This window comes from Flavonifractor sp. An91 (assembly GCF_002159225.1).
In the GTDB taxonomy this organism is placed as follows: Bacteria; Bacillota; Clostridia; order Oscillospirales; family Oscillospiraceae; genus Flavonifractor; species Flavonifractor avicola.
On record NZ_NFHA01000004.1, the window covers coordinates 127,636 to 151,948 of the forward strand.

Consider the following 24,313-nt stretch of genomic DNA (forward strand, 5'->3'; position numbering starts at 1 on the left):
ACGTTAATATATGAATTTTATTACGGCTTTCGATTGACTTTCTTTGGAACTTGAGTATAATAATTGCCATCTGGACCCTGCGCCCAGATGATCTTTTCCCGCCTCAATGGGAACTGAAAAAGAGAGTACAAAGAGAAAGGAGTGTCCATATGTTTATCCTGGGTATCATTCTGATCATCGCCGGTATCGGCTGCGCCGGTTACGGTTTTATGCAGAACAACAGCCTGGAGGCCCAGTTCACCAGCATCATGAGCAGCGGTACCGCTAACCCCGGCACCATGTTCATCGTCATCGGCGTGATCCTGCTGGTGGTCGGCATCATCCTGTGCGTGGTCGGCAAAAAGAAGAACTAAGGTATTACATATGCCACGGGCGGTCGCCAATGCGACCGCCCGTTCTTCTTTGCAACCTGGCAGTCAAACTGGTGCACTTCCTACCGGTCGGATCGGGTGTTTTTCGTCAAATATGCAATTCTTCTTTTTTCTCTTGCATTTCATGGCGCTATGAATTATAATAACTTCAACACAGCAAAGTGTTCCTCTGAACAGCTGAACACAATCAAATTTCGGTCGGTCCCCCTAGGGCCGCCAAGCAAAGGGGTTTGGCATTATGGCATTTACGATCACCAATTCTTACCTCCAGAACGTGTACGAAGGCGTCTGCAAGAAGAACGCCCATGAGCCCGAGTTCCTCCAGGCTGTAGGCGAGGTTATGGAATCCCTCCAGCCCGTGTACAATCAGAAGCCCGAGCTGGCCAAGATGGGCATTATGGACCGTATGGTGGAGCCTGAGCGCAGCCTGCTGTTCCGCGTGTCCTGGGTGGACGACCATGGCCAGGTCCAGGTGAACCGCGGCTACCGGGTGCAGTTCTCCACCGCCATCGGCCCCTCCAAGGGCGGCCTGCGGTTCCATCCCTCCGTCAACCTGTCCATCATCAAGTTCCTGGGCTTTGAGCAGGTATTCAAGAACTCTCTGACTGGTCTGCCCATGGGCGGCGGCAAGGGCGGTTCCGACTTTGATCCCAAGGGCAAGAGCAGCAACGAGGTCATGCGTTTCTGCCAGTCCTTCATGACTGAGCTGCAGCGCCACATTGGCCCTGACACCGACGTGCCCGCCGGCGACATCGGCGTGGGCGCCCGTGAGATCGGCTACCTGTTTGGCCAGTATAAGCGGATCCGCAACGAGTTTAACGGCGTGCTGACCGGCAAGGGCCTGACCTACGGCGGCTCCCTGGCCCGCACTGAGGCCACCGGCTACGGCCTGTGCTACTTCACCAACGAGATGCTCAAGGCCGCCGGCAAGTCCTTCCAGGGCCAGAGCGTGGTGATCTCCGGCTCCGGCAACGTGGCCATCTACGCCAACCAGAAGGCTACCCAGCTGGGCGGCAAGGTCATCGCCATGAGCGACTCCAACGGCTACATCGTGGACGAGAACGGCATCGACTATAAGGTTATCAAGGAGATCAAGGAGGTCAAGCGGGACCGCATTAAGACCTATCTGGATTATGTCCCCACCGCCAAGTATTACGAGGGCTGCCAGGGCATCTGGACCGTTCCCTGCGGCATTGCCCTCCCCTGCGCTACCCAGAACGAGCTGCCCCTGGAGGGCGCCAAGGCTCTGGTGGAGCACGGCTGCTTCGCCGTGGCCGAGGGTGCCAATATGCCCTCCACCCCCGAGGCGGTTGCCTGGTTCCAGCAGCACGGTGTGCTGTTTGCTCCCGCTAAGGCTTCCAATGCCGGCGGCGTAGCCACCTCCGGTCTGGAGATGAGCCAGAACTCCATGCGCCTGAGCTGGACCTTCGAGGAAGTGGACCAGAAGCTCCACGACATCATGACCAACATCTACCACAACGCCGCCAAGGCCGCCGAGGAGTATGGTATGCCCGGCAACCTGGTGGCGGGCGCCAACATCGCCGGCTTCATGAAGGTGGCCGACGCCATGATCTGGCAGGGCGTTTCTTACTAAGCTGACGCCAAAATAATAAACCAGCCTATTGAGGAGGGATGCGGCATCATGCCGTATCCCTCCTTTCGTGTCGGCCACCGGGCCCCATTGCAGATGGGGCGGCGCGCAAGCGCCGTACAAGCGTTTTGCCCACAGGCAAAACCTTGATGCCGGGCGGATTCATTCCGCCCGAGCAGATTCAATCACGGGGGTCCCCAACCTGCTCCGCAGGTTGGGGCTGGCCGACGCCATGATCTGGCAGGGCGTTTCCTACTAAGCTTAAAACAAAAATGGCATCCATCCTTTACAACGGATGGATGCCATTTTTCTTTATTTATGATATAATACCAGCATTCTGAGAAATACGAGGATCACTCTATGCTCCGCATCCAAAATATCTCCCTGCCCCTTGACGGCAGCCAAGGGCAGCTGAAAAAAAAGGCCGCCCGCATTCTGGGCGTGAAACCGGAGGTCATCACCGGGCTGTCTTTGGCCCGACAGTCCATCGACGCCCGGAAAAAGAGCGACGTCCACTACGTCTACACTGTGGATGTAACCGTGGCCTATGAAAGCAAGGTTATGGCCCGGTGCAGGGACAAAAATGTCTCCCTCTACCAGAGCGCCCCCTACGTTTTCCCAACCGTGCGGCGGACCTCTTCCTTGCCGCCGGTGGTGGTAGGCATGGGCCCCGCCGGGCTCTTCGCCGCCCTCTTTCTGGCCCACAACGGCCTGGCCCCCATTGTGCTGGAGCGGGGCCGCCCGGTGGAGGAGCGCACCGCCGACGTGGAGCATTTCTGGTCCACCGGCGTACTGGCCCCCGCCTCCAACGTCCAGTTCGGCGAGGGGGGCGCGGGCACCTTCTCCGACGGTAAGCTGACCACCGGCACCCACGATCCCCGGATCTCCACCGTGTTCCGCACCCTGGTGGAGGCGGGAGCTCCTGCGGACATCCTTTACCAGCACAAGCCCCACATCGGCACCGACGTGCTGCGGGACGTGGTGAAAAACATTCGACAGGAACTGATCCGCCTGGGCTGCGACGTGCGCTTTGGCCATCAGCTCACCGGTCTCATCCTCCGGGATGGGGCAGTAGCCGGGCTGACTGTGGAAGGCCCTCAGGGAAGCTATGATCTGCCTTGTGATGCACTGGTCCTCTCCCCCGGCCACTCCGCCCGGGACACCTTCCAGATGCTGCTGGAGGCGGGTGTGCCCATGGAACAGAAGCCCTTTGCCATCGGGGTACGCATCGAGCACCCCCAGAGCGCTGTCTCTCTGGCTCAGTTTGGCCCCGCCTGGGAGAAACTGCCCGCCGCCGACTACAAGCTGGCCTGCCACCTGCCTAACGGCCGCTCCGCCTTTACCTTCTGCGTCTGTCCCGGCGGCCAGGTGGTAGCCGCCGCCTCTGAGGAGGGGCGGCTGGTAACCAACGGCATGAGCCATCGGGCCAGAGACGGCAAAAATATCAACGGCGGCTTTTTGGTGGGGGTGGGTCCCGCCGACTTCGGCTCCGACCACCCTCTGGCTGGAGTTGCTTTCCAGCGGCACTGGGAGGAGGCTGCCTTCCAACTGGGCGGCAGAAATTATCATGCCCCTGCCCAGACCGTAAAGGATTTCCTGGCCCGGCAGGCCTCCAAAGCTCTGGGGGCGGTGGAAGCCACTTACCGTCCCGGCGTCACCCCCACCGACCTTGACCGCTGCCTGCCCGACTATGTCACCGACACCCTGCGGGGCGCCCTGCCGGTCTTTGACCGGAAGCTCCACGGCTTTGCCGCGCCGGACAGCCTGCTCACCGGTGTGGAAACCCGCTCCTCCTCCCCTGTCCGCATCCTCCGGGGGGAGGACTATCAGTCCACCGTCCGGGGCCTCTACCCCTGCGGCGAGGGCGCCGGCTATGCCGGCGGCATCACCTCCGCCGCCGTGGATGGCATTCGGGTGGCCGAAGCTGTGGCCACCCACGCCTGATGAATCTTTACCCATAAAAAATGCCGCCCCAAAGGGCGGCATTTTTTATGGGTTTCAGCGCTGATCCATGGGCACATAGTCGGCGTGACTGCCTACATATTTATAGGCAGGACGGATAATTTTACCCATATTGATAAGCTCCTCGATGCGGTGGGCGGACCAGCCTGCCACACGGGCCATAGCAAAGATAGGCGTATACAGCTCCAGAGGCAGATCCAGCATATGGTACACAAATCCGGAGTAGAAGTCCACATTGGCGGACACACCCTTGTACATCTTCCGCTCCCCGGCAATGACCTCGGGGCCCAGACGGGCCACCATGGAGTAGAGCTCGTACTCCTCGTTGCGGCCTTTCTCCCGGGACAGCTTTTCCACAAATTTTTTGAAGATGTTGGCGCGGGGGTCGGACAGAGAGTAAACGGCGTGGCCCATGCCGTAGATCAGGCCCGCTTTGTCAAAGGCCTTCTTGTCCAGCAGATCCTGGAGATACTGCCGCACCTCGTCCTCATCCTTCCAGTCCCTTACGTGCTCCTTCATGTCCTCAAACATCTGCACCACCTTGATATTGGCACCGCCATGCTTGGGACCCTTCAGAGAGGCCAAGGCCGCCGCCATACAGGAGTAGGTATCGGTGCCGGAGGAGGTAACCACATGGGTGGTAAAGGTGGAGTTGTTACCGCCGCCGTGCTCGGCATGGAGGGTCAGACAGATGTCCAGCACATGGGCCTCCCAGAAGGAATAGGAGGAATCCGCCCGCAGCAGGGAGAGGATGTTCTCCGCCGCCGACAGTTCCGGCCGGGGTGCGTGGATGTACAGACTGCTGCCGCTCTTATAGTTATAGGCCTGATAGCCGTAGACGCTGAGCATGGGGAACAGGGCAATAAGCTGGACGCACTGGCGCATGACATTGGGCAGAGAGATGTCGTCGGCCCGGTCATCGTAGGAGGCCAGGTTGAGGACACTGCGGGCCAGAGAGTTCATGATGTCATGGCTGGGCGCCTTCAAAATTACGTCCCGCACAAAATTGTTGGGGAGGGAACGATAGTAAGACAGCTGCTTGGTAAAGCCGTCCAGTTCCTCCTTGGTGGGCAGTTTGCCCAGCAAAAGCAGATAGGCGGTCTCCTCAAAGCCAAAGCGCCCCTCCTTCAGAGCGCCTGCCACCAGCTGCTCCACGTCCACGCCGCGGTAATAAAGCTTACCCTCACAGGGAACCTCCTGTCCGTCCACGATCTTCTTGGCCACAATATCGGAGATCTCGGTCAGTCCGGCAAGCACACCCTTACCGTTCAGATCACGCAGGCCCCGCTTCACATCATACTTTACAAAATCGCCTGGATCGATGCGGCTGTTTTCTTTTGCCATAGTCGCCAGGCTCTCGATTTCAGGCGTAATATTACAGTAATTCGGATTGCTTGCCATGAAAAACCTCCATTCTCTTCACATACCCAGGGGACAACCCCTTTGCCAATTAGTTCATTGCTAACTATTATGCCATGAAAATGTTACCACAGTATGAATCGCACTTTATTTTTTTTCTTTGAAATATTTGTCAGCTTATAAAAGAAAGACCCGCTGCGGCAGCGCCGGACAGCGGGTCGAAATTTAGAACAGATCTTTCTTCTTCAGGATGATGCCGGTCACCAGAATCACGCCCAGGGACAGCACCAGTGGGAACCACCAGAAATGGTCCAGGGGCAGATTGGCTACGTTCATGCCGTAGAAGCTGAAGAAAATATTGGGGATGGTGAGCAGGATGGTGATGGAGGTCAGCACCTTCATGATCACGTTCAGGTTGTTGGAGATTACGGAGGCAAAGGCGTCCATCATGCCGGAAATGATGGAGGAATAGATGTTGGCCATCTCGATAGCCTGGCGCACCTCGATGAGCACGTCCTCCAGCAGATCGTGGTCCTCCTCATAAAGGGTAATGATGCGTCCCCGGAGGATCTTCTCCAACGTGACCTCATTGGCTTTCAGTGAGGTATTAAAGTAAACCAGCGACTTTTCCAGGTCCAGCAGCTGGATAAGCTCCTTGTTCCGCTGGGATTTGTAGAGCTGCCGCTCCATGTAGTTGTAGATCTTGTCGATCTGCTTCAGGTATTGCAGGAAGCGCTTAGCCACCTGGAGCAGCATATAGAGAATAAACTGGGTCCGCTTCTGGGTGTCTGCGTTGCGCACCAGCCCGTCCTGGAAATCCTTCAGAATGGAAGTCTCTTTCAGGCAGACAGTAATGATGTGCTTTTCCGTGACGATAATGCCCAGAGGCAGGGTGGAATATACCACCGCGTCATCCTTCTCCACTGAAGGAGCGTCAATGATGATGAGGGTCTGTCCCTCTTCCGTGTCGATACGGGAGGTCTCTTCTTCATCCAGCGCGGCCCGCAGGAAGGTGGGCTCCACGCCCAGGGTCACCGCCACTGTGTTCAGTTCATCCTCGCTGGGATAAGTCAGGTTGACCCAGCAGCCGTCCTGTACGGCATCCAGCTTGGTCATTTTCCCATTGATGGTCTTATGGATGGAAAGCAATTCACTCACGCCTTTCTGGGCGCAGGGACCAAAAAGGCATAAAAATCCCCGCACACCTATTGTCTCGCTGATTCGTTCCGCTTATACCAGCGGACCGAAAAAGGGCACAGGCGTGCGGGCGCTCCCGGTTATACCGGTCAAACGCCGATCCAATACGCCGTGCCAGTTGTGTTGCATTCTCGACTCAGAGGGTCACCGCTCACGGCGCATATCACTCCCTTATGACATAATCTGTTTCCCCTAAAAACTGGCTGACTGGTACTGCCAGCCGTTGGGCTGCCCCTTATTATATGCTATTTCCCACGGAATTGCAAGCCTGCACTCCCGCCGCTCCGCCTTTTCTTCCACAAAGAAATCCAGATTCAGACAAAATGCCTCCTCTAAAATACTTTGCTGGAAGTCTCATCCACGCGCCACGGAAGGCGCCCCATATCCTTCCGCTCCTTATGGAATTGCAAAGCGGTAGCCCAATCCACGGACCGTCTGGATATATTGGGGCTTGGATGGGTTTTCTTCGATTTTTGCCCGGATTCGGTTGATATAAACCATAATGGCATTTTCGTCAATGATAGCCGATCCCCATACCAGGTCGTAGATCATATCCTTGGAAAAAATATGATTCACATTGTCCATAAACAGCTTGATAATGGCGTTTTCCTTGGAGGAGAGAACCACCTCTTCCCTATTTTTATAGAACCGCAGAGTGCTGGTATTGTACTGAAAGGGACCGGCTGTGATGATCTGATCCGCTCCGGGCAAATTCCCCCGGCTGCGGCGGATCAGCGCTTTTACCTTTGCCGCAAGGGTAACAGGGTTGAGGGGTTTGGTGATATAGTCGTCTGCACCGATATCCAGACCATAGAGGGTATCATAATCCTCTTTGCGTCCGCTGACGATCATAATGGGGATCTTGCTGCCGTTTCGCCGGATATGCTGAATCACCTGAAACCCATCCATGCCGGACAGATTGATATCCAGCAAAAGCAGATCGTATGTTTTCTTTGTCAGCATCTCAAGGCACTGTTCGCCGGAATCGGCGGTATCTGCCTGAATGCCATTGCTGCTGATCACTTTATACAGCATGGTAAGAACGGCTTTGTCGTCATCCACAATGAGTACAAGATCAGCCAAGGTGCATCCCCCTTTACACGGCTTGCTTCTTCCAGTATGATATCCAGTATAAAAGACGAGTATATGTTTGACAAGGGGGGAATTTACTTGAAGCCGCCCATCAAATTGGAGCGCAAATTTCTGATTATTATATTGCTTGCCTTCGCCCTCATATTTGCCGGAATTTTTATGGTATTTCGGGTTTTCCAACAATACGAAACTATTATCATCCTAAATGAGGACAAGCAGCTTCTGGGGCTGTCCCGCTCGGTGGATCGCAGTATCACCAGCTATATTCAGCAATTTTCCCGGGAGCTGAAGCACACATTGCAGAGGAACGACCTGGACGAGGCTGAGACTGCTTACCGAAGCACCGGAAACACGGAAGCACTTGCCCTTCAGGTGGAGGGGACCATCCTATCAGAACATCCTCTGACATACGACATTCTTTGTATCGACAATGGAAGTATTTTATACTCCTCCCGCGGAAAAACAGACTATGTGTTTCCGCCCAATGCCGGCCTGGAGGGAGACGTTGACATCAGGCCCTGCGTGGATGCCTCCGGCACTATCTATCTTTCGTTCCAGAAAGGCATGGAAGGAGAGCTGCAATACGCCGTACTGATCGAGCTTACGGAATTTTATGAGGCTGTAGCTGGAAATCTGATTGCCGGCACCCAAGACCGCATTCTGCTTCTGGACGCAGGTGGGCGAACCCTGCTCTATCAAACAGATGAAGGCGCTGTGGCGACTCTGGTCCAGGATGATACAGGCGGCATAATCAATCAAGACGAATTGAATGCGCTGCTGAACTGCCAAAGCCAAGGCGAGAATGTGTCTCTTTTCTACCAGGCTCAGACCAGCGAAGATGGAAAAGCCTATACGGCGCGCATGGCAGCCATCCCAGCCGACGGAAACAATGGTGTGTTTACAGTGGGTGCCTCCCTCAATTATGAAACCATTAAACGGCCCATCCATATGTCCGCCATACGGCTTACCGCCTACAGCAGCATGATCGTGATTGGAATTTTGCTGTTGGCTGGCTCCATCCTGCTGGTGGCCCGGCGCAACGCACGAGCCCAGCAGGAAGTACTCATGCTTCGGGAACAAAATCTTGCCCTGGAGGCGGTCACTAAGAAGTCTCAGGCTCTGGCCCACCATCAGCGGCTGGAGATCATCGGCACCTTGACCTCCAGCATTGCCCATGAATTCAACAACCTTCTGACACCCATTATGGGTTACTCCATTCTGGTTTTGGAAAAACTGCCGCCGGACGCCGAAGAGACCTATGACAATGTGCTGGAAATTTACGAGGCCTCCAGAAAGGCAAAAACCATTATCTCCCGCCTCTCGGACCTCTCCCGCAAAAATACTCCCCTCACCTTCCAGTATATCTCGCCGGACGATCTGGTGGCCCGCGTTCTGGAGATCGCCGCACCGGCGAAACCTCCCAAGGTAGAGGTCAGCCACAAGCTTCAGTGCCGGCACCTCTGGGTACACGGCAACGAGATCCAACTGTCCCAGATGCTGCTCAACCTGGTTTTAAACACCTACCAGGCCATGGAGACAGACGGCGGAACCCTTACCATCACAACCGAACCTGAGGATGACTGGATCTGCCTCCATGTGGCCGACACAGGGCCTGGAATCGACCCTGCACTGCTGGAAACCATCTTTGAGCCCTTCTTTACCACCAAGGAGCGAGGCAAAGGAACCGGGCTGGGTCTGGCCATCGTACAGCAGGTGGTAAAGGAACACCACGGCACGGTCCGTGTCCACAGCGAATTGGGACAGGGAACCACATTCACCGTTCGACTGCCCATCCCCGCCCAGGAGGATGAACACTGCGACAACAGCATATCATAAGAAAGAGGATGGATGTTTTCCTGTTGGGAGGCATCCATCCTCTTTTCTTAACAAATATTAAGGGTACAGTAATTTCCCATTAAGCAGAGATTGTTATAATTTTGACAAATTCATTCTTGTCACGAAGTGGAGCCGTCAGATGATTATAACGATTGCACGGAAATATGGCAGCGGCGGCCGGGAGATCGGCCAGAGACTGGCCAAACATCTGAATATTCCCTATTACAATGTGGACGCCCTGCCCCACACTCGAATCGAGGACTGGCAGGAAGAGATTCTCCGGCTGGCCGATGCCGGGCCTTGCGTCATGGTGGGCTTCTGTGCCGATCATGTGCTGGCCGGGCGGGAAGGCCTCATGCGTACCTTCATCCACTGTGACATGGAGCATCGCCTCCAGCGGATCATGGAAGAAAATCATCTCTCCAGAGAACAGGCCCAGCGCGAGGCCCTCTACCAGGACCGGGAGAGGGCCCGGCTGTACGGACTCTATACCGGCGAGAAATGGGCCAATCTGGACCGGTATGATCTGACTGTAAACAGCAGTCTGTTGGGAACAGTCGGCACTGTGGAATTGCTGGGTCAGTTTGTGGCGCTGAATGTCATGCGCAAGCGCAGAGGTCAGTGAAATGAGAGAAACATACAAAACAGTTCGATTGACTCTGTGCCGGGGCGATCTTCTGGCGGTGTGCCTGGTCCTTATGGCCGCGGCCGCTCTGATTGCCGGCTGGAGTATGGGCTCAGGCGGAAAGGCCGCTTCTGTCCAGATCTGGCAGGACGGCATTTGGAAGGGCGAGTATGACCTGATGCAGGATCAGGAGATCCAGATCAGCGGCAGCTATCAGAACACGGTCAAAATCCAAAATGGCCGGGCTGCCATCATTGATTCCAACTGTCCGGGCCAGGACTGCGTCAAAAGCGGTTGGCACGAAGATGCCAGACAGAGCATCGTTTGCCTGCCCAACCGCCTGGAGCTTCGTCTGGTGGGTACCGAAGGGGAGCCCCAGGTGGACGGTGTAACCAGATAGGAGGCTGACATGGGTAAAACAAGATCTCTTGCGCTAAGCGCCATGCTGATTGCGTTTGCATTGGGGTTATCCTATATGGAGCGCTTTCTTCCCCTACAGCTGCTGATCCCGCTGCCGGGGGTAAAGCTGGGGCTGGCCAATATTGTCACCCTGTTTGCCCTGTACTTTTTGGGCGGCAAAAGCGCCGTTCAGATCCTTGTCATACGGTGCGCCCTTGGGGCGATGTTTGGCGGCGGCCTCACCGCCTTTTTCTTTTCCATCACCGGCGGGGTACTGGCCATGGCCACCATGGCTTTGACCCGCCGCCTCCCCTTCCTGTCCATCTACGGGGTGAGCATCTGCGGCGCAGCCGCCCACCAGACCGGTCAGGTCCTGATGGCGGTGCTCTTGCTACGCTCTGTCTATGTGGCTGGATATCTTCCGGCGCTGCTTCTGATTTCCATTGTCACAGGTTTTTTGACCGGCGCAGTCTCCGCCGCCTGTTTCCGGGCCATGATCGCGGCACAGCTGCCCTTTGCATCAAACATGGAGGTTTCCTATCCTGCTGCGGGACGAGCTCACCGCCAGCTACTTTGTAGCCGTGTGGAAGATGCTCCGCAAAAAGGGCTGCGTCCCCAGCGCCCTCACGCAGAATGTGAAAGACCTGCTGGCAAGCCCGGCCATTTCCAACATTCTGGACAACACGGATTTTCTGATCCTGCTGTCGCAGGCCCAAAGTGACCGGGCGATCCTCGCCAAGCAGCTGGGCATTTCCGAGCACCAGCTCTCCTACATCACCCACTCCAATTCCGGCGAGGGGCTGCTGTTCTATGGAAATGTGACCATCCCGTTTGTGGATCGGTTCCCCAAGGGAGAGATTTATAACCTGCTGACCACCCGCCCGGAGGATATGGCCCATGAACGAAAAGACGAATAAGGCCGGGGCCACTTCGGGACAAAATGTCCCGAAGTCCCCCAAGTCCAAGTTCCGCCACAAGAGCCAACAGGAACAGACCGCCGCCAGCAAGCTCCGCATGGAAAAGCGGGGTGAAAAGCTGGAAAAGGCCAAGGAAAAGCTGGCAAAGCAGAAACCGCCCAAGCCGCCCGGCCCGGTTCGTCGGGTGGCTGGAACGGTGGGCGGCGGCGTTCACGGTTATGTGCATGGCAAGATTTTCGAGGTGGAGCAGGACAATGTGGGCACCGAGGGCGCTCACCGTTCCGAGCTGGTGGGCGAGTCCGCCCTGCGCCACGGCAAGCGGTTTGTGCAAAAGAAAATCCGGGAGCACCCGGCCAAGGCTGTCCGCAAGGCTGAGTCCAGGCACATCAAGGCCACGGCAGACTATCACTACCGCATGGCTGCCCAGGAGCACCCGGAAATGCGGGGCAACGCCCTGTCCCGGCTGATCCAGAAGCAGAAGATCAAGCGGCAATATGCCAAACAAGCACGGGAGGCCGCCAAGCAAGGGGCCAAGGCCGCCGAAAAAACGGCAGTCACCACGGAAAAGCTGGCCGCCCGGGCCGTGGGCTTCATCAAGCGGCATCCCGTGGGGGCGCTGCTGTTTGTGGCGGTGTTCCTGCTGCTGGTGATGATGCAGTCCTGTATGTCCTCGCTGGCAACGCTGGGCAACGGCACGGCGGGGGCTATCGGGGCATCCACCTATCCCGCCGAGGACGCTGACCTGCTGGGGGCGGAGGCTGCTTACCCCGCCGTGGGACGAGGAGGACGAGGACGAAGCGGAGGGCGACAAATGAAATTTACCAACAGCCCTTATGAAACGATGATGCAGCAGGTTCCCCAGTATGAGCGGCCCGAGCCTGTCAGGGCCCCGGAGGGCTCCCGCTGCTACGGCTGCCCCTACTGGCGGGGGATCGGGTGTGTGGCCTGCTACCGGGAGCTGCTGAAAGACGCTGGCGGCGGGAGGTGAAATGGTGGCCCGAGAGCTGACCCGTGAGGAAAAGGCGGCCATCCGCAAGCTGGTGACAAGGCTGTGCGCCAACTATGACCGGGATGTGGGCTGCCTTCCGCTGGACTGCCCCTGCTATATGCTGGAGAAGTGCTGGACGGGGGCGCTGTGCCGCTACTTCCGGGAGGCGGTGCTGCCCAATGATCCCGTGATGGAGGCATCTCTCGCTGCGGAAGGCCCCGCCCCGAAAACCCGGCCCTGCCCGGTATGCGGCAGGGCTTTTCTCCCCAATGGCCGGACACGGTATTGCTCCCCCGGCTGTGCCAGGACTGCTCTGCGGCAGCAAAAGAGAAACTACATGAGGAAAAAGCGAGGCTGATGCGTGGAAAATTAGGCCCCGGAAATGCCCATATTTCAAGGCTTTCCGGGGCCGCTTTTGAAGTGGGTAATATGTTTTCATTGGTTGCCTCAATTTAGGGCAAATGCTTTCCACACTTTGCGCCGGGACTTCGGGACATTTTGTCCCAAAGTCTTGGTCATTTCTGCTTACAAAAAGGAGGTACTATGTACGAACAGGATGACCCGCTGAAAACCGTGGAGCTGTCCACCAAACAGAACTACAACATGATTGACGGCCTGCTGAACAACGCCCTGGCCCTGCCGCCCCAGCCCCCGGAAAAGGAGCTGGACAAGGTGAAGGAGCCCCCCAACAAGCATCGGAGCCGGGAGCGTGAGGAGCGGTGACAAAGAAACGCCGCCGCTGTGTCCATCTTCATGTGATGGTGACGCCGGAGGAGCAGGCGCTAATCAGGGAACGCATGGCCGAGGCGGGCATTTCCAATATGGGGGCCTATATGCGGAAAATGGCCTTGAACGGCTATGTGCTCCATGTTGATCTCTCGGACATCCGGGAGCTGGTGTCTCTCCAGCGGCGGTGCGCCAACAATCTCAACCAAGTGGCAATCCATGTGAACACCTACGGCGGCATTTACCCCGACGAGATCAAAGTTTTGCAACGAGACTACGCCGACCTTTGGAGGCCGCTGTCAGATCTGCTGAAATTATTATCAGAAATAATTGAGAAATAGTTGAAATGCGGAGGTCGTTTAAACCTCCGCATTTTTTATGCTTATATATCGAACTTCAATTGTTGAGTATCATTTACTGGCAATGGCTGCGTTCCTGAACGTGGATCGTTCTTAACAACATCTAACACCTTAGTGATATTAGGAATTCCATTCTTGCCTCTTATTGGCTTTCCTCCTGCAGCAATAAAGTATGGATTTGCCTCTGCGGAAACCTCTGGTTGGGCAAAGTCAATAACAAACAATGGGCAACCGACGCGCAAAGCTTCTTCGCCAGCGGCAAAGGTTCCACCTGTTTTGCCTGATTCGACCAAAATCATAGCTCGTGATAACCCAATAATGACGCTATTTCTTCTCATTGCATTTCCTGCGTTCCATGTTGTTTTAGGCATGAATTGTGAGATAAAAACATGATTGGAACTATTCAAGTAATCACGTATTTCGCGCTTTTGGGAATATCTTAGGATGCCCTCTGCCAACACAAAAACTGTATTTCCGCCGTTTTCAAGTGCAGACTTATGTGCGGCCAAATCCGTACCTGCAGCATATCCACTTATAACTGTAATATTTTCTTTTATGAGTTGCCGCGAACAATCAGCAGCTATACCAATTCCTTTTGCAGATGCCTTTCTTGAACCACAAAAGCCTACTGCGATACTATTAAGCAAGTCGATATTGCCTGAAACAAATAGCATGGAAGGGCATTTGTCCTGTAACATCTTCTTTAGATATTGAGGATAAGCAATATCACTTTCGGATAGGATTTTGACCCCTGATAGTTCTAATTCTTCGTAGAGAGTGTGTGCCTGAGATTTAGTTTGCGAAATATTCATTATAACATTGTCTTTAAGCCCAAAATGATATAATAAATTACGATCCTGTATAAAATCATCCCAAGACAAATTGTTGCTTTCTATAAATGCAATTGCCTTTTTGATAGAAACTTCTCCTATTCCTCGTGCCAAGGCAAATTGTAGCATACTACATCTGTTCATCTGTTTCCATCATCCTTCAATGCCTTAACAGGTGTGACGGCTATGACAGTTCTTGCGTCACAACATTCTTTTAAGTACTCCGCAAAACACCAAATTGATGCCCCCGATTGATACAAGTCATCAATGATCAATATGTTCTTCCCACGAATATCAGATGAAAACTCCAACATGGTGCTATCAGTAAAAATGTGCCTCCAAATACGGATTTTATCCTCAATAGTTTGTTCCTTCATTTGAGGTTTATCTTTTTTCAAGGTAGCTTTAACAAATAAAGCTCCCTTTGCATCAGCAACATGCTCAGCAAGTAGCCACGCCAATTTGTTTTGTTTTTCCTTTACGGAGGGCATGGATACAACGATAAAATCATCTAAATCTATGGGAAGGCAGTCCAAACAATCGAAAATAGCATCAGATAATATAGAAGCATAACCATATGCGTTCTCTTTACTAAGAACACCTCGAGGGAAATTGTATTTTAACTGATATTCCGCTTCTCCTATGATTGTACGTTTTTGAGATTCTAAATCGATATTCCAATCTGCGGCCAAACAATAGTCCACTTCATCACCACAAAAATAGGGCGCAGTATTTTTGTTGGTGCCAAGCCAGATGTGTTGATTGGCTCTCTCTGCCCAAGTCTCTACAATTTCTAAAGCGTCCCAATCCATTCGGTCATTAGGAATCCAAAGATTATAGTTGCCTTGAATATTTGAAGATTCTTTCCACCCTTTAGGGCTGCAGGAAATTAGGTGCGGGGATATTTCCTGCAAGAGCCCCATAACCATTTTGTTTGCCGATATATTAGTGTGAGTCGCCTCATCATCAAAAATTTTAAGCCAAAACTTGCTCCTTGTCTTTTTGTATTCAATCATAAGACAATCCCTCCCAAACACTCCATGGACAGGACTAACACACTTTAACCAATGACTGATTTTCTTATAGTTTACGTTTTCAAAAAAATACTGTCAACATTATCTTTATACTTTGGAGCAAAATGTCCCAGAGTCCGAGCGGCGGCTGGCAACAGCCGCCGTTTGTCGTATTGAAAGGAGGGCTGCCTACGGCCACAACCTATTTCAAAAAACACAAGATCAGTAAGGGGGAAACCGTCGCCCAATCCTTGAAAGAGCGATTTGACTATGGACAAAATCCGGACAAGACGCAGGGCGGCGAATTGATTTCCTCCTATGAGTGCGACTACATGGCCGCCGATGCGGAGTTCCTGCTCTCCAAGGCCAAGTATAAGGCCGCCACGGGCCGGGAACAGCGGCGGGATGCCGATGTGCTTTGCTATCAGATCCGCCAGTCATTCAAGCCGGGAGAGATCGCCCCGGAGGAGGCAAACCGGGTGGGCTACGAAACGGCGATGCGCTGGACAAAGGGCAAGTACGCCTTTTTCGTCGCCACCCACACAGACCGTCAGCACATTCATAACCACATCTACTACAACTCCACTTCGCTGGATTGCTCCCACAAGTTCCGGGATTTTATCGGCTCGGCCCGGGCGGTGCGGCGGCTCTCTGACCGGGTGTGTCTGGAAAATGACCTGTCCGTGATCACCAACCCCAAGCTCCATAGCAAGGGCCGTTTTCTCCATTACGGAGCATGGCTCGGGACGGAGCGCCAGCCCTCCTACAAGGAACGGTTGCGGGCGGCCATCTGCGACGCCCTTACCAATGGCCCGGGCAGCTTTGACGCCTTTTTGCGGCTCATGGAGGAGTCCGGCTATGCGGTCAAGCGGGGGCGTGGCGGGGCGATCTCGTTCCTTGTGCCGGGGCAGCAGCGGGCCACCCGGCTCCGCTCGTCCACTCTCGGGGAAGGCTTTGATCCCGGGGACATCCGGGATGTAATTGCGGGCAAGCGCCCCCTACCGAAGCTGGATGCTCCGGCCCCGGCTGCGCCCAGGCGTGTCGATCTGATCGTGGATATACAGGAGCGGCTGCGCTCCGGGAAAGGCCCGGCCTATGAGCGGTGGGCCAAGGTGTATACACAGACGCTACTACCATTACCAAACGCATGGTTGCTGAACTCATTGAATATATCGAGGTCTATCCTGCGGTCAAGGAGGACGGTGTTACCAATCAGCGGGTGACGATCCACTACAACTGCATCGGTGCCTTTGAGGTGCCGGATCGCCGGAAAATCCCCGAGCGGGATATTCTGCTGGAAACGAGAAAAGGCGTAGCATTAAGCTACGCCCCGGCGGTGTAAAGGTGGTGTGGGATATGAGAGCATTTCTCTATTGCCGTGTCGCCCATGAAGATTCTTTCGCATTGGAACACCAGCGGTTTCTGCTCCAGCTCTACACAAAGCAGGCGGGATATACCATCATCGGCGCTGCGGGCGAATACGGCAGCGGGCTCACATTAGACCGCCCGGCGCTCCAGAAAGTGACCAAGGCCGTTGCCGCTGGCAAGGTGGATGTGGTGTTAGTCCATAACCTGACACGGATAGGTCGGGAGTGGGACATGACCCAAAGCTACATTGACCTGCTCACCCGGCACAAGGTAAAGCTCCTATGCATCCAGGATCGGCTGCTGTTCGATGAAAATGGCGCTGCCCCAATTTTGACAATAAAAAATGCGGAGTGTCCTTTGTAAGATACTCAGATCCTATAAGGACACTCCGCATGGTCCGAGTGACTGGATTCGAACCAGCGGCCTCTTGAACCCCATTCAAGCGCGATACCAAACTTCGCCACACCCGGAGATCGCCGCCGTGTTTCAGACGGCTTGATTATATTACCACACCTCTTAGAGGAATGCAAGTACTTTTTTCGATTTTTTTGAATTTTTTTAGGAGGCCTTAAACCCAGCTATCTTCCAGCTCGTGCTTACGCTCCCGGGTCATCAGATCCACGATCACCTGGCGGGGGTCCTTACCTTCGTAGAGCACCTGATAGGCCGCCTCAGTGATGGGCATCTCCACACCCACCTTCCGGGCCAGGGTACGGGCATTGGCGGCGGCATAGTAGCCCTCCACCACAGCACCGATCTTCTTGACCGCCTGCTGCGTGGGAGTGCCCTTACCAATCAGAATACCGCAGCGGCGGTTACGGGAGTGCATGGAGGTACAGGTAACAATCAGGTCACCCACACCGGACAGGCCGGCAAAGGTCTCCCGGCGGCCGCCCATGGCCACGCCCAGCCGGGCGATCTCGGTAAGGCCCCGGGTCATCAGGGCCGCCTTGGTGTTGTCACCGTAGCCCATACCGTCGCTGATACCGGCACACAGAGCGATGACATTCTTCAGCGCTGCGCCCAGCTCCACGCCTACCACGTCGTCGGAGGCATACACACGGAAGCGCTCATTCATAAAGAGGTCCTGGACCTGCTCCGCGGCGGAGCGATCCTTGGAGGCGGACACCACCACGGTGGGGATATGCCGTCCCACCTCCTCCGCATGGGAGGGACCGGAGAGGGCTACGATGGGATGGGCATCGCCCACCTCCTGCTCAATGGCGTCGGTGAGGGTGAGAGAGGTATCCTTCTCAATGCCCTTGGACACCGATACCAACACCGCACCAGGCTCCAGCAAAGACGCCGCGGCCTTAGCCGTAGTACGTACGGCAAAGGACGGGGTGGCCAGTACCACCGCGCCGCAGCCCTTCACACAGGCCAGATCAGAGGTCAGCTTCAGCTCCTTGGGCAGAGCCACACCCTTCAGCATGGGGTTCTCCCCCGTCTGACGCAGTACGGCGGACTCCTCCTCCGTATAGGACCACAAGGTCACATCATGACCATTTTCCAGCAACACCAGCGCCAGGGCCGTGCCCCAGCCGCCGCTTCCCAGTACCGCGATCTTCACTTCGAAGTACCCCCGTTCAATTTATGATGCAGGCTGAATTTGGACTCGGTGCCCTTCAGAATACGCACCAGATTACCCCGGTGCTTCCACACCACAAGTCCACCGATCAAAATGGCGATCACCAGAATCACCAGATTTTGATAGACAAACCAACTGGCAAAGGGGAAAGAGGCCCCCGCCCAGATGGAACCCAGGGAGACCCACTTGGTAATGGCGGCCAGGATAATAAACCCGCCCCACACCACCAGCGCGATACGCCAGTCCATCATAATGGCGATGGTACCGCCGGACAGAATACCCTTGCCGCCCTTGAAACCAAACATACAGGGGAACATATGGCCCAGCAGACAGAAGGTACCGGCCCAGTATTTACCCAGCACCGGCCAGATGGCCTGCCAGTCCTGGGGCGGAGTAACCATACTGAAAAGCCACTGACCCAGCAGGATGGCGATTACCGCCTTCAGCACGTCGGTCAGGATGACCACCAGAGTCAGGGGACCGCCAAAGGTACGGTAGAAGTTGGTCAGGCCCGCATTGCCGCTGCCATGCTTGCGCACGTCGTTGCGCAGGATATACTTGGAGACAATGACCGCCCCATTGAAACAGCCGAAGAAGTAGGCAATGACCGCCACTGCAGCCACCACCAAAAGGATCATTTCCATCGAAGCTGCCGGCATGGACTTACCCCTCCTTGTCGCTCTTCTGCCGGATGGTGAGCCGCACCGGCGTGCCCTCCAGTCCGAAGGTAGAGCGGATCTGATTTTCCAGATAGCGCTGGTAAGAGAAGTGGAAGAGCTTGGCATCGTTGCAGAAGCAGACGAAGTGGGGAGGCTTGATGCCGATTTGGGTCATATAGTAGATCTTCAGTCGGCGGCCCTTGTCCGTGGGGGGCTGCACCCGAGCGGTGGCGTCAGCCAGCACCGAGTTGAGCATACCGGTGGTGATCCGCAGGGAGGCCTGGTCATTGACATAGTTGATGAGGTCAAAGAGCCGGTCCACCCGCTGGCCGGTCAGGGCGGAGATAAAGACGATGGGAGCATAGGTCATATAGGACAGGTCCCGGCGCACATCCTGGCGCATCCGGTCCATGGTCTTGTCGTCCTTCTCAATGGAGTCCCACTTGTTGACCACGATGATACAGGCCTTGCCCGCCTCATGGGCCAGACCGGCCACCTTGGTATCCTGTTCAGTCACACCCTCGTTGGCGTCGATCAGGATCAGGCACACGTCGGCCCGCTCGATGGCCATGGTGGCCCGGAGCACGGAGAACTTTTCGATGGGGTCGTCCACCTTGGACTTCTTCCGCATTCCGGCGGTGTCGATGAGCAGGTACTTGCCCTTCTGGTTCTCAAAGTAGCTGTCCACCGCGTCCCGGGTGGTGCCTGCCATGTCGCTGACGATGACCCGCTTCTCCCCCAAAATCCGGTTGACCAGGGAGGACTTGCCCACGTTGGGCTTGCCGATGATGGCTACCTTGATGACGTCGTCGTCCTCTTCCTCCTCGTCCTCCGGGGGGAAGTATTTGAAGCACTCGTCCAGCAGGTCGCCGGTACCGTGGCCGTGAACGGCGGACACGGCGATGGGATCGCCCAGGCCCAGGTTGTAGAATTCGTAGATGTCCGGATTGGTGTGGCCCACCTGGTCCATCTTGTTTACCGCCAGCACCACCGGCTTGCCGGAGCGCAGCAGCATATTGGCCACTTCCTGGTCAGAGGCGGTGAGGCCGGTCTTGACGTCGCACAGGAAGATGATAACGGTGGCGTTCTGGATGGCGATCTCCGCCTGCTGGCGCATGAAAGCCAGGATCTCGCTGTCAGTGCCCGGCTCGATACCGCCGGTATCCACCAGGTCAAACTTCCGGTTGAGCCACTCGGCCTCGGCATACAGCCGGTCCCGGGTGACGCCGGGGGTGTCCTCCACAATGGACAGCCGCTGGCCCACCAGCTTATTAAAGAGCATGGACTTGCCCACGTTGGGCCGTCCCACGATGGCAATTAAGGGTTTCATGGTAGTTTTCCCTCCCTTTACGGGTTATATCGATAATACTCCGCCTCCGGTGGGAGAACGGGGCATTGGGCTGTTACTTCCCGGCCCAGGATGGCATCCGCCAGGTCAAAGCCGCTGTCGGCAGGCACCGGGACCACAGTCACGCCCAGAGCCTGCTCCACCTGCTCCACGGTCACGTCGTCCAGAAATACCTGCTCTCCTGCCCGGAGCATATTATCCGGGATGAGCAGCCGCTTGCCCAAATCCTTGCCGTTGAGCTGCTCGATCAGGTCGGTTCCGGTGATCAGGCCGGAGACCGTGATGGTCTCCCCAAAGAAACGATTGATAATAGGATAGACCGTTCCTTTTATATTACCACACTGATTCCGGGCGTTGTCAACAATTTCCTGCACAAAGGGGGCGGCGGACAGGCCGGTGGCAATGGAAAAGGGCTCCGTCTCTTCCGGCTCTTCCTCCTCCAGGGCCATGGAGGCCTGATGGAGGAGCAGCCGCAGCATTCCCACACCGTTTTCCAGCTGGTCCATATCCTCATAATAAGCCTTCCCCGGCAGCGCCCGTCCGGCAATGAGGTAAAACTCATCGGAGCACCACACCAGATTGGTACCCTTTTTCTCCATAAAGCGGGCAGCAAAATCCTCCACCTGGTCGATCAGCGCAGCAGCCTGTTCCTTGGTATAGGGCTCGATGCTGCACAGTCCCTCCCGGAACTTGGTCACACCTACCGGCACCACCGCCACGCTGGTCACCGCAGGATAGAGCCGGCCCAGGTCCTCCATGGTACGGGCCAGAGCGGAGCCGTCATTGATGCCAGGGCAGGCCACCACCTGGCAGTTCATCTCGATCCCTGCCTGGGCAAACCGGGACATGATGTCCAGGCACTCCCCCGCCCGGGGGTTTTTCAGCATGGCGGTGCGCAGTTCGGGATCGGTGGCGTGGACCGAGATATTGATGGGGCTGATCCGCAGATCGATGATCCGCTGAATTTCCCGCTTGGACAGGTTGGTGAGGGTCATATAGTTGCCCATCAAAAAGGACAGTCTGGCATCGTCATCCTTAAAATAAAGGGTATCCCGCATTCCGGGGGGCATCTGATCCACAAAGCAGAAGATGCACTTGTTGGCGCAAGAACGGGCCCGGTCCATGAGGTAGGTCTCAAAATTCAGCCCCAAATCCTCTCCCTCCGCCTTGCGGATGCGGAGGGTACGGCTGCCTCCCTCCGGCTCTGTCAGGGTCAGCTCCAGCTTGGGGTCGTAGGCGTAGAACTTATAGTCCAGCACATCTACAATGGGATGGCCGTTGATGTGGGTCAGGGTTTCCCCCGGGCGCACCCCCGCCTTTCGGGCCGGACTGTGGGGGTCCACCGATGCAATTTTTGTCAGGCTCATGGGCACGCTCCTTCCCGGGATCCTATGGTATATAGGGCATTTCACTTCATTTTACCCGATTTCCGGGCAAAAAGAAAGAGGGGCTTGTCTCCCCTCGTTCTTTTTCGGCTATTTACTTCGCCTCAGCGGTTTCCACCTTGCCCAGCTCATGGCCATTGTAGCTCATGCAGCTCTTGCACATCCGGTGGGGCAGACGGAACGCACCGCACTTGGGGCAGGTGGTGACGCCGGGAGTCTCCAGCTTCCACACGGAGCTGCGGCGCTTATTCCGGCGCTGCTTGGACACTTTACTCTTAGGGACTGCCATCTATGACACCTCCTTAGGTTCATGCCCTGGCCGGGCAAATCTTACTCATCTTTATCCAACAGCTGCGCAAGTGCAGCCAAACGTGGATCGATCTCTTTTCTGCATCCGCAGGGGCCCTCGTTCAGGTTGGCGCCGCAAGTGGCACACAGGCCTTTGCAGTCCTCCGAGCAGACGTGCTTGGAATCCATAGACAGCACCAAAGCCGTGGTGAACACCTCGTCCAGATCCACGGCGCCGTCTTCCAGAAGCACGATCTCGTCGTTCTCCTCATCCTCCAGGGTCTCTGCCAGCAGAGTGCTGACGGGCAGACGCAGTTCCTGACGGAAGGGCTTCAGGCAGCGGTCACACACCAGTTCCAGGGTGGTGTCCGCGCTTCCTTCCAGCATAAGCGCACCCGCCATATTGCGTACCGTCCCATGGATCACGATGGGATGGGCAAAGGGCCGCTCCCCATAGAAATCCAAGTCCGACAGGTCCAACTGGGACTCAAAGGGCAGAGACGCGCCCGGTACGTGAAGTATCTCCTTCAGATTAAAGCGCATAATACCCTCCTCATAACGGTACGCGGAATATTATAGCGAAAATACTTCCGGTTGTCAAATCTTTTTTTCAACTTTTTTCTACCACTTTTTTCAGGCCAAATCCCCGCCCCACTTGCGCTGGGCCAGCCTGTTCAGTATAATAGGGACTGCTTAAAAGATACGTCTCTGACGTACTGGAGGTCAATATGAGGGAATTTACCATTGGAAAAAATGACGCCGGGCAGCGGCTGGACCGTTGGCTGGGCAAGACCTTGCCTCTCCTCCCCGCTCCCCTGGCTCAGAAATACATCCGCCTCAAGAGAGTAAAGGTCAACGGCAAGGGCTCCGCCCGGGATGTGCGGCTCCAGGTGGGGGACCTGCTGCAATTATACATCAACGATGAGTTCTTTGACCAGCCCCGGGAAGATAATGCTTTCCTGGCGGTGTTCAAGCCCAAGCTGGACATCGTGTATGAGGATGAGAACCTGATGCTCCTCAACAAGCGGCCCGGCCTGCTGTGCCACGCCGACGAGCATGAGAAGGTCAACACCCTCATTACCCACATCCAGGCCTACCTTTATCAAAAGAAGGAGTGGAATCCCCGGGACGAGCACTCCTTCACCCCCGCCCTGTGCAACCGCATCGACCGGAACACCGGCGGCATCGTCATGGCGGCCAAGAACGCGGAAACGCTGCGGATCCTCAACCAGAAGATCAAGGACCGGGAGATCGCCAAGTTCTACCTGGCCATCATCCACGGGCGCATGGCCCCGCCTCAGGGCAAGCTGGAGGGCTTTTTGCTGAAGGATGAGAGCCGCGCCCAGGTGAAGGTGTTCCACAAACCGGTGCCCGGCGGCAAGAGCGCCGCTACCTTATATAAGACCTTAAAGGTCAACCGGGGACTGTCTCTGGTGGAGTGCGAGCTTTTGACCGGACGCACCCACCAGATCCGGGCCCAGTTCGCCGCCGCCGGTCACCCTCTGCTGGGGGACGGCAAGTACGGCCGGGAACGGGACAACAAGCAGTATGGCCGCTCCTTCCAGGCTCTGTACTCCTACAAGCTGGAATTCACCTTCCCCACCGACGCGGGGCTTCTGGAGTATTTAAGAGGTAAGATGTTCACGGTGGAAAACGTGGACTTTGTGGAGGAGTATTTTCCGAGATAACCGACGGGCGGATGTGGGCATCCGCCCCTACAACCTCCGTATCCCGTAGGGGCCGATGCCTACATCGGCCCGTTCACCGTGCATCGAATAGCTTCTGTACCGGCACGCCCAGGGCATCGGCGATGTCCAGCAGGGTGGACAGGCTGGGAACGGAGTGGGCTGTCTCGATCCGCTGAAAATGCTGTTGAGTAATCCCAATCTGTTCTGCCAGCTGCTCCTGAGTCAAGCCCTGCTGCTTTCGGTAATAGAGAATGTTCAGGCCAATCTGGACCATCGTTTTATAATGTTTCATCATCTCATAGCCTTCCCGCTTTTTTACTCAGTCTAAGCGGGAAGGCGCTTTTTTCTTAGGTACTAGTTTATCGTAAATACAATATATTATATTGTATTTTGACATTGTATGTGCTACTATAAAATCTGAGGTGATGGATATGTACTCCAACGAGTTTGAAAAATGCTTTGCCGATTTCCTGGACCGGCACGAGTATGACGAGGCGGAAAACGCCCTGTTCGCCATGGTGCGCATCGCCTTTTCCGCCGGCTGGCAGGCCGCCGGCGGGGCTCCGCCCCAGTCCGAGCGGATCTATGAACTTCTGCCCTCCTGTCCCTCCTCGCCCTCCGCCGACCAGCGGCCGTAAAATCCCTGAAAAAAAAGCGGTTTTATTATTGACATTTTTCGCAATTCCATATATATTTGTTTCGTCATAAGGGCGTACCCAACCGC

General features: G+C 55.6%; 25 protein-coding genes, 1 tRNA gene and 5 pseudogenes. 18 read left to right on the top strand and 13 right to left on the bottom strand.

What is annotated here, in order from left to right:
- The first annotated feature begins 149 nt into the window (after positions 1-149).
- From B5G42_RS04305 to B5G42_RS04320, 3 genes are all read left to right on the top strand, one after another.
- Positions 150-353 carry a DUF3185 family protein gene (locus tag B5G42_RS04305; protein ID WP_087189328.1) on the top strand — a complete coding sequence of 68 codons (204 nt, stop codon included), beginning with the start codon at positions 150-152 and terminating at the stop codon, positions 351-353.
- A 256-nt stretch (positions 354-609) separates the two neighbouring features.
- Positions 610-1,965: an NADP-specific glutamate dehydrogenase gene (gene gdhA / locus B5G42_RS04310; protein WP_087189329.1), complete on the top strand. Its 1,356-nt coding sequence runs from the start codon at positions 610-612 to the stop codon at positions 1,963-1,965.
- Positions 1,966-2,322: 357 nt separating this feature from the next.
- Positions 2,323-3,906, top strand: a complete 1,584-nt coding sequence (locus tag B5G42_RS04320) for an NAD(P)/FAD-dependent oxidoreductase (protein WP_087266987.1) — start codon at positions 2,323-2,325, stop codon at positions 3,904-3,906.
- A gap of 54 nt (positions 3,907-3,960) precedes the next feature.
- Here the strand turns inward: B5G42_RS04320 and B5G42_RS04325 are convergent, their stop codons facing one another.
- The 3 genes from B5G42_RS04325 to B5G42_RS04335 form a co-directional block, all read right to left on the bottom strand.
- Positions 3,961-5,325 carry a citrate/2-methylcitrate synthase gene (locus B5G42_RS04325; protein ID WP_087266991.1) on the bottom strand — a complete coding sequence of 455 codons (1,365 nt, stop codon included), beginning with the start codon at positions 5,323-5,325 and terminating at the stop codon, positions 3,961-3,963.
- A gap of 183 nt (positions 5,326-5,508) precedes the next feature.
- On the bottom strand, positions 5,509-6,432 hold the full coding sequence (locus B5G42_RS04330) for a magnesium transporter CorA family protein (RefSeq protein ID WP_242959364.1): 924 nt from the start codon (positions 6,430-6,432) through the stop codon (positions 5,509-5,511).
- 444 nt (positions 6,433-6,876) lie between these two features.
- Positions 6,877-7,563 (bottom strand): response regulator transcription factor, encoded by a 687-nt coding sequence (locus B5G42_RS04335; RefSeq protein ID WP_087266995.1) that lies wholly within the window; start codon positions 7,561-7,563, stop codon positions 6,877-6,879.
- Between the two features lie 168 nt (positions 7,564-7,731).
- Between B5G42_RS04335 and B5G42_RS04340 the strand changes: the two genes are divergently transcribed.
- From B5G42_RS04340 to B5G42_RS04380, 9 genes and pseudogenes are all read left to right on the top strand, one after another.
- Entirely contained in the window at positions 7,732-9,408 is a 1,677-nt protein-coding gene (locus B5G42_RS04340) for a sensor histidine kinase (protein WP_162611035.1), read from the top strand.
- 139 nt (positions 9,409-9,547) lie between these two features.
- Positions 9,548-10,033 (top strand): AAA family ATPase, encoded by a 486-nt coding sequence (locus tag B5G42_RS04345; RefSeq protein ID WP_087189396.1) that lies wholly within the window; start codon positions 9,548-9,550, stop codon positions 10,031-10,033.
- 1 nt (position 10,034) lies between these two features.
- Positions 10,035-10,433 (top strand): NusG domain II-containing protein, encoded by a 399-nt coding sequence (locus B5G42_RS04350; protein ID WP_158099510.1) that lies wholly within the window; start codon positions 10,035-10,037, stop codon positions 10,431-10,433.
- Positions 10,434-10,508: 75 nt separating this feature from the next.
- Positions 10,509-10,850: pseudogene (locus B5G42_RS18595) on the top strand (Gx transporter family protein); the annotation flags it as partial.
- Between the two features lie 121 nt (positions 10,851-10,971).
- Positions 10,972-11,349: pseudogene (locus B5G42_RS04360) on the top strand (conjugal transfer protein TraE); the annotation flags it as partial.
- Positions 11,330-12,115 (top strand): annotated as a pseudogene (locus B5G42_RS04365) (NlpC/P60 family protein); the annotation flags it as partial. The pseudogenes B5G42_RS04360 and B5G42_RS04365, both read left to right, overlap by 20 nt.
- A gap of 223 nt (positions 12,116-12,338) precedes the next feature.
- Positions 12,339-12,695 carry a cysteine-rich VLP protein gene (locus tag B5G42_RS04370; RefSeq protein ID WP_164475010.1) on the top strand — a complete coding sequence of 119 codons (357 nt, stop codon included), beginning with the start codon at positions 12,339-12,341 and terminating at the stop codon, positions 12,693-12,695.
- A 185-nt stretch (positions 12,696-12,880) separates the two neighbouring features.
- Positions 12,881-13,060, top strand: a complete 180-nt coding sequence (locus B5G42_RS04375) for a DUF4316 domain-containing protein (protein WP_087267008.1) — start codon at positions 12,881-12,883, stop codon at positions 13,058-13,060.
- On the top strand, positions 13,057-13,404 hold the full coding sequence (locus tag B5G42_RS04380) for a plasmid mobilization protein (RefSeq protein ID WP_087267011.1): 348 nt from the start codon (positions 13,057-13,059) through the stop codon (positions 13,402-13,404). Before B5G42_RS04375 ends, B5G42_RS04380 begins: the two co-directional genes overlap by 4 nt.
- Before the next feature lie 41 nt (positions 13,405-13,445).
- Here the strand turns inward: B5G42_RS04380 and B5G42_RS04385 are convergent, their stop codons facing one another.
- Entirely contained in the window at positions 13,446-14,381 is a 936-nt protein-coding gene (locus B5G42_RS04385; protein WP_242961125.1) for a DNA-processing protein DprA, read from the bottom strand.
- 11 nt (positions 14,382-14,392) lie between these two features.
- A complete protein-coding gene (locus B5G42_RS04390; protein WP_087267017.1) occupies positions 14,393-15,268 on the bottom strand; it encodes a phosphoribosyltransferase in 876 nt (291 codons plus the stop codon).
- 122 nt (positions 15,269-15,390) lie between these two features.
- Here B5G42_RS04390 and B5G42_RS04395 point away from each other — a divergent pair.
- From B5G42_RS04395 to B5G42_RS04405, 4 genes and pseudogenes are all read left to right on the top strand, one after another.
- A pseudogene (locus B5G42_RS04395) lies at positions 15,391-16,383 on the top strand (relaxase/mobilization nuclease domain-containing protein); the annotation flags it as partial.
- 29 nt (positions 16,384-16,412) lie between these two features.
- A pseudogene (locus tag B5G42_RS18600) lies at positions 16,413-16,460 on the top strand (hypothetical protein); the annotation flags it as partial.
- A 24-nt stretch (positions 16,461-16,484) separates the two neighbouring features.
- Complete coding sequence (locus tag B5G42_RS18835; RefSeq protein ID WP_275532430.1) at positions 16,485-16,607, top strand: hypothetical protein; 123 nt, start codon at positions 16,485-16,487, stop codon at positions 16,605-16,607.
- A gap of 14 nt (positions 16,608-16,621) precedes the next feature.
- A complete protein-coding gene (locus tag B5G42_RS04405; RefSeq protein ID WP_087267024.1) occupies positions 16,622-16,996 on the top strand; it encodes a recombinase family protein in 375 nt (124 codons plus the stop codon).
- A 30-nt stretch (positions 16,997-17,026) separates the two neighbouring features.
- Here B5G42_RS04405 and B5G42_RS04410 read toward each other — a convergent pair.
- The 7 genes from B5G42_RS04410 to B5G42_RS04440 all read right to left on the bottom strand — a co-directional run bounded on the left by B5G42_RS04410 (position 17,027) and on the right by B5G42_RS04440 (position 22,444).
- Positions 17,027-17,103, bottom strand: a tRNA-Pro gene (locus B5G42_RS04410).
- A gap of 98 nt (positions 17,104-17,201) precedes the next feature.
- Positions 17,202-18,203 (bottom strand): NAD(P)H-dependent glycerol-3-phosphate dehydrogenase, encoded by a 1,002-nt coding sequence (locus B5G42_RS04415; RefSeq protein ID WP_087267027.1) that lies wholly within the window; start codon positions 18,201-18,203, stop codon positions 17,202-17,204.
- Complete coding sequence (locus tag B5G42_RS04420; RefSeq protein WP_242955467.1) at positions 18,200-18,880, bottom strand: glycerol-3-phosphate acyltransferase; 681 nt, start codon at positions 18,878-18,880, stop codon at positions 18,200-18,202. The genes B5G42_RS04415 and B5G42_RS04420 overlap by 4 nt, the downstream gene beginning before the upstream one ends.
- 4 nt (positions 18,881-18,884) lie before the next feature.
- The gene (der, locus tag B5G42_RS04425) at positions 18,885-20,210 is read right to left on the bottom strand and encodes a ribosome biogenesis GTPase Der (RefSeq protein WP_087189150.1); all 1,326 of its coding nucleotides are present in this window, start codon (positions 20,208-20,210) and stop codon (positions 18,885-18,887) included.
- Positions 20,211-20,227: 17 nt separating this feature from the next.
- Positions 20,228-21,595: a DUF512 domain-containing protein gene (locus B5G42_RS04430; protein ID WP_087267029.1), complete on the bottom strand. Its 1,368-nt coding sequence runs from the start codon at positions 21,593-21,595 to the stop codon at positions 20,228-20,230.
- 112 nt (positions 21,596-21,707) lie between these two features.
- Entirely contained in the window at positions 21,708-21,902 is a 195-nt protein-coding gene (rpmF, locus tag B5G42_RS04435; RefSeq protein WP_087189152.1) for a 50S ribosomal protein L32, read from the bottom strand.
- Positions 21,903-21,943: 41 nt separating this feature from the next.
- Positions 21,944-22,444 (bottom strand): YceD family protein, encoded by a 501-nt coding sequence (locus tag B5G42_RS04440; protein WP_087267032.1) that lies wholly within the window; start codon positions 22,442-22,444, stop codon positions 21,944-21,946.
- Between the two features lie 185 nt (positions 22,445-22,629).
- Here B5G42_RS04440 and B5G42_RS04445 point away from each other — a divergent pair, with 185 nt between their 5' ends.
- Positions 22,630-23,589 (top strand): RluA family pseudouridine synthase, encoded by a 960-nt coding sequence (locus B5G42_RS04445; RefSeq protein WP_087267035.1) that lies wholly within the window; start codon positions 22,630-22,632, stop codon positions 23,587-23,589.
- 73 nt (positions 23,590-23,662) lie between these two features.
- Here the strand turns inward: B5G42_RS04445 and B5G42_RS04450 are convergent, their stop codons facing one another.
- Entirely contained in the window at positions 23,663-23,884 is a 222-nt protein-coding gene (locus B5G42_RS04450) for a helix-turn-helix domain-containing protein (RefSeq protein WP_343286688.1), read from the bottom strand.
- Positions 23,885-24,020: 136 nt separating this feature from the next.
- On the opposite strand from B5G42_RS04450, the gene B5G42_RS04455 reads away from it, so the two are divergent.
- Positions 24,021-24,227 carry a hypothetical protein gene (locus tag B5G42_RS04455; protein WP_087267037.1) on the top strand — a complete coding sequence of 69 codons (207 nt, stop codon included), beginning with the start codon at positions 24,021-24,023 and terminating at the stop codon, positions 24,225-24,227.
- Positions 24,228-24,313: the final 86 nt, after the last annotated feature.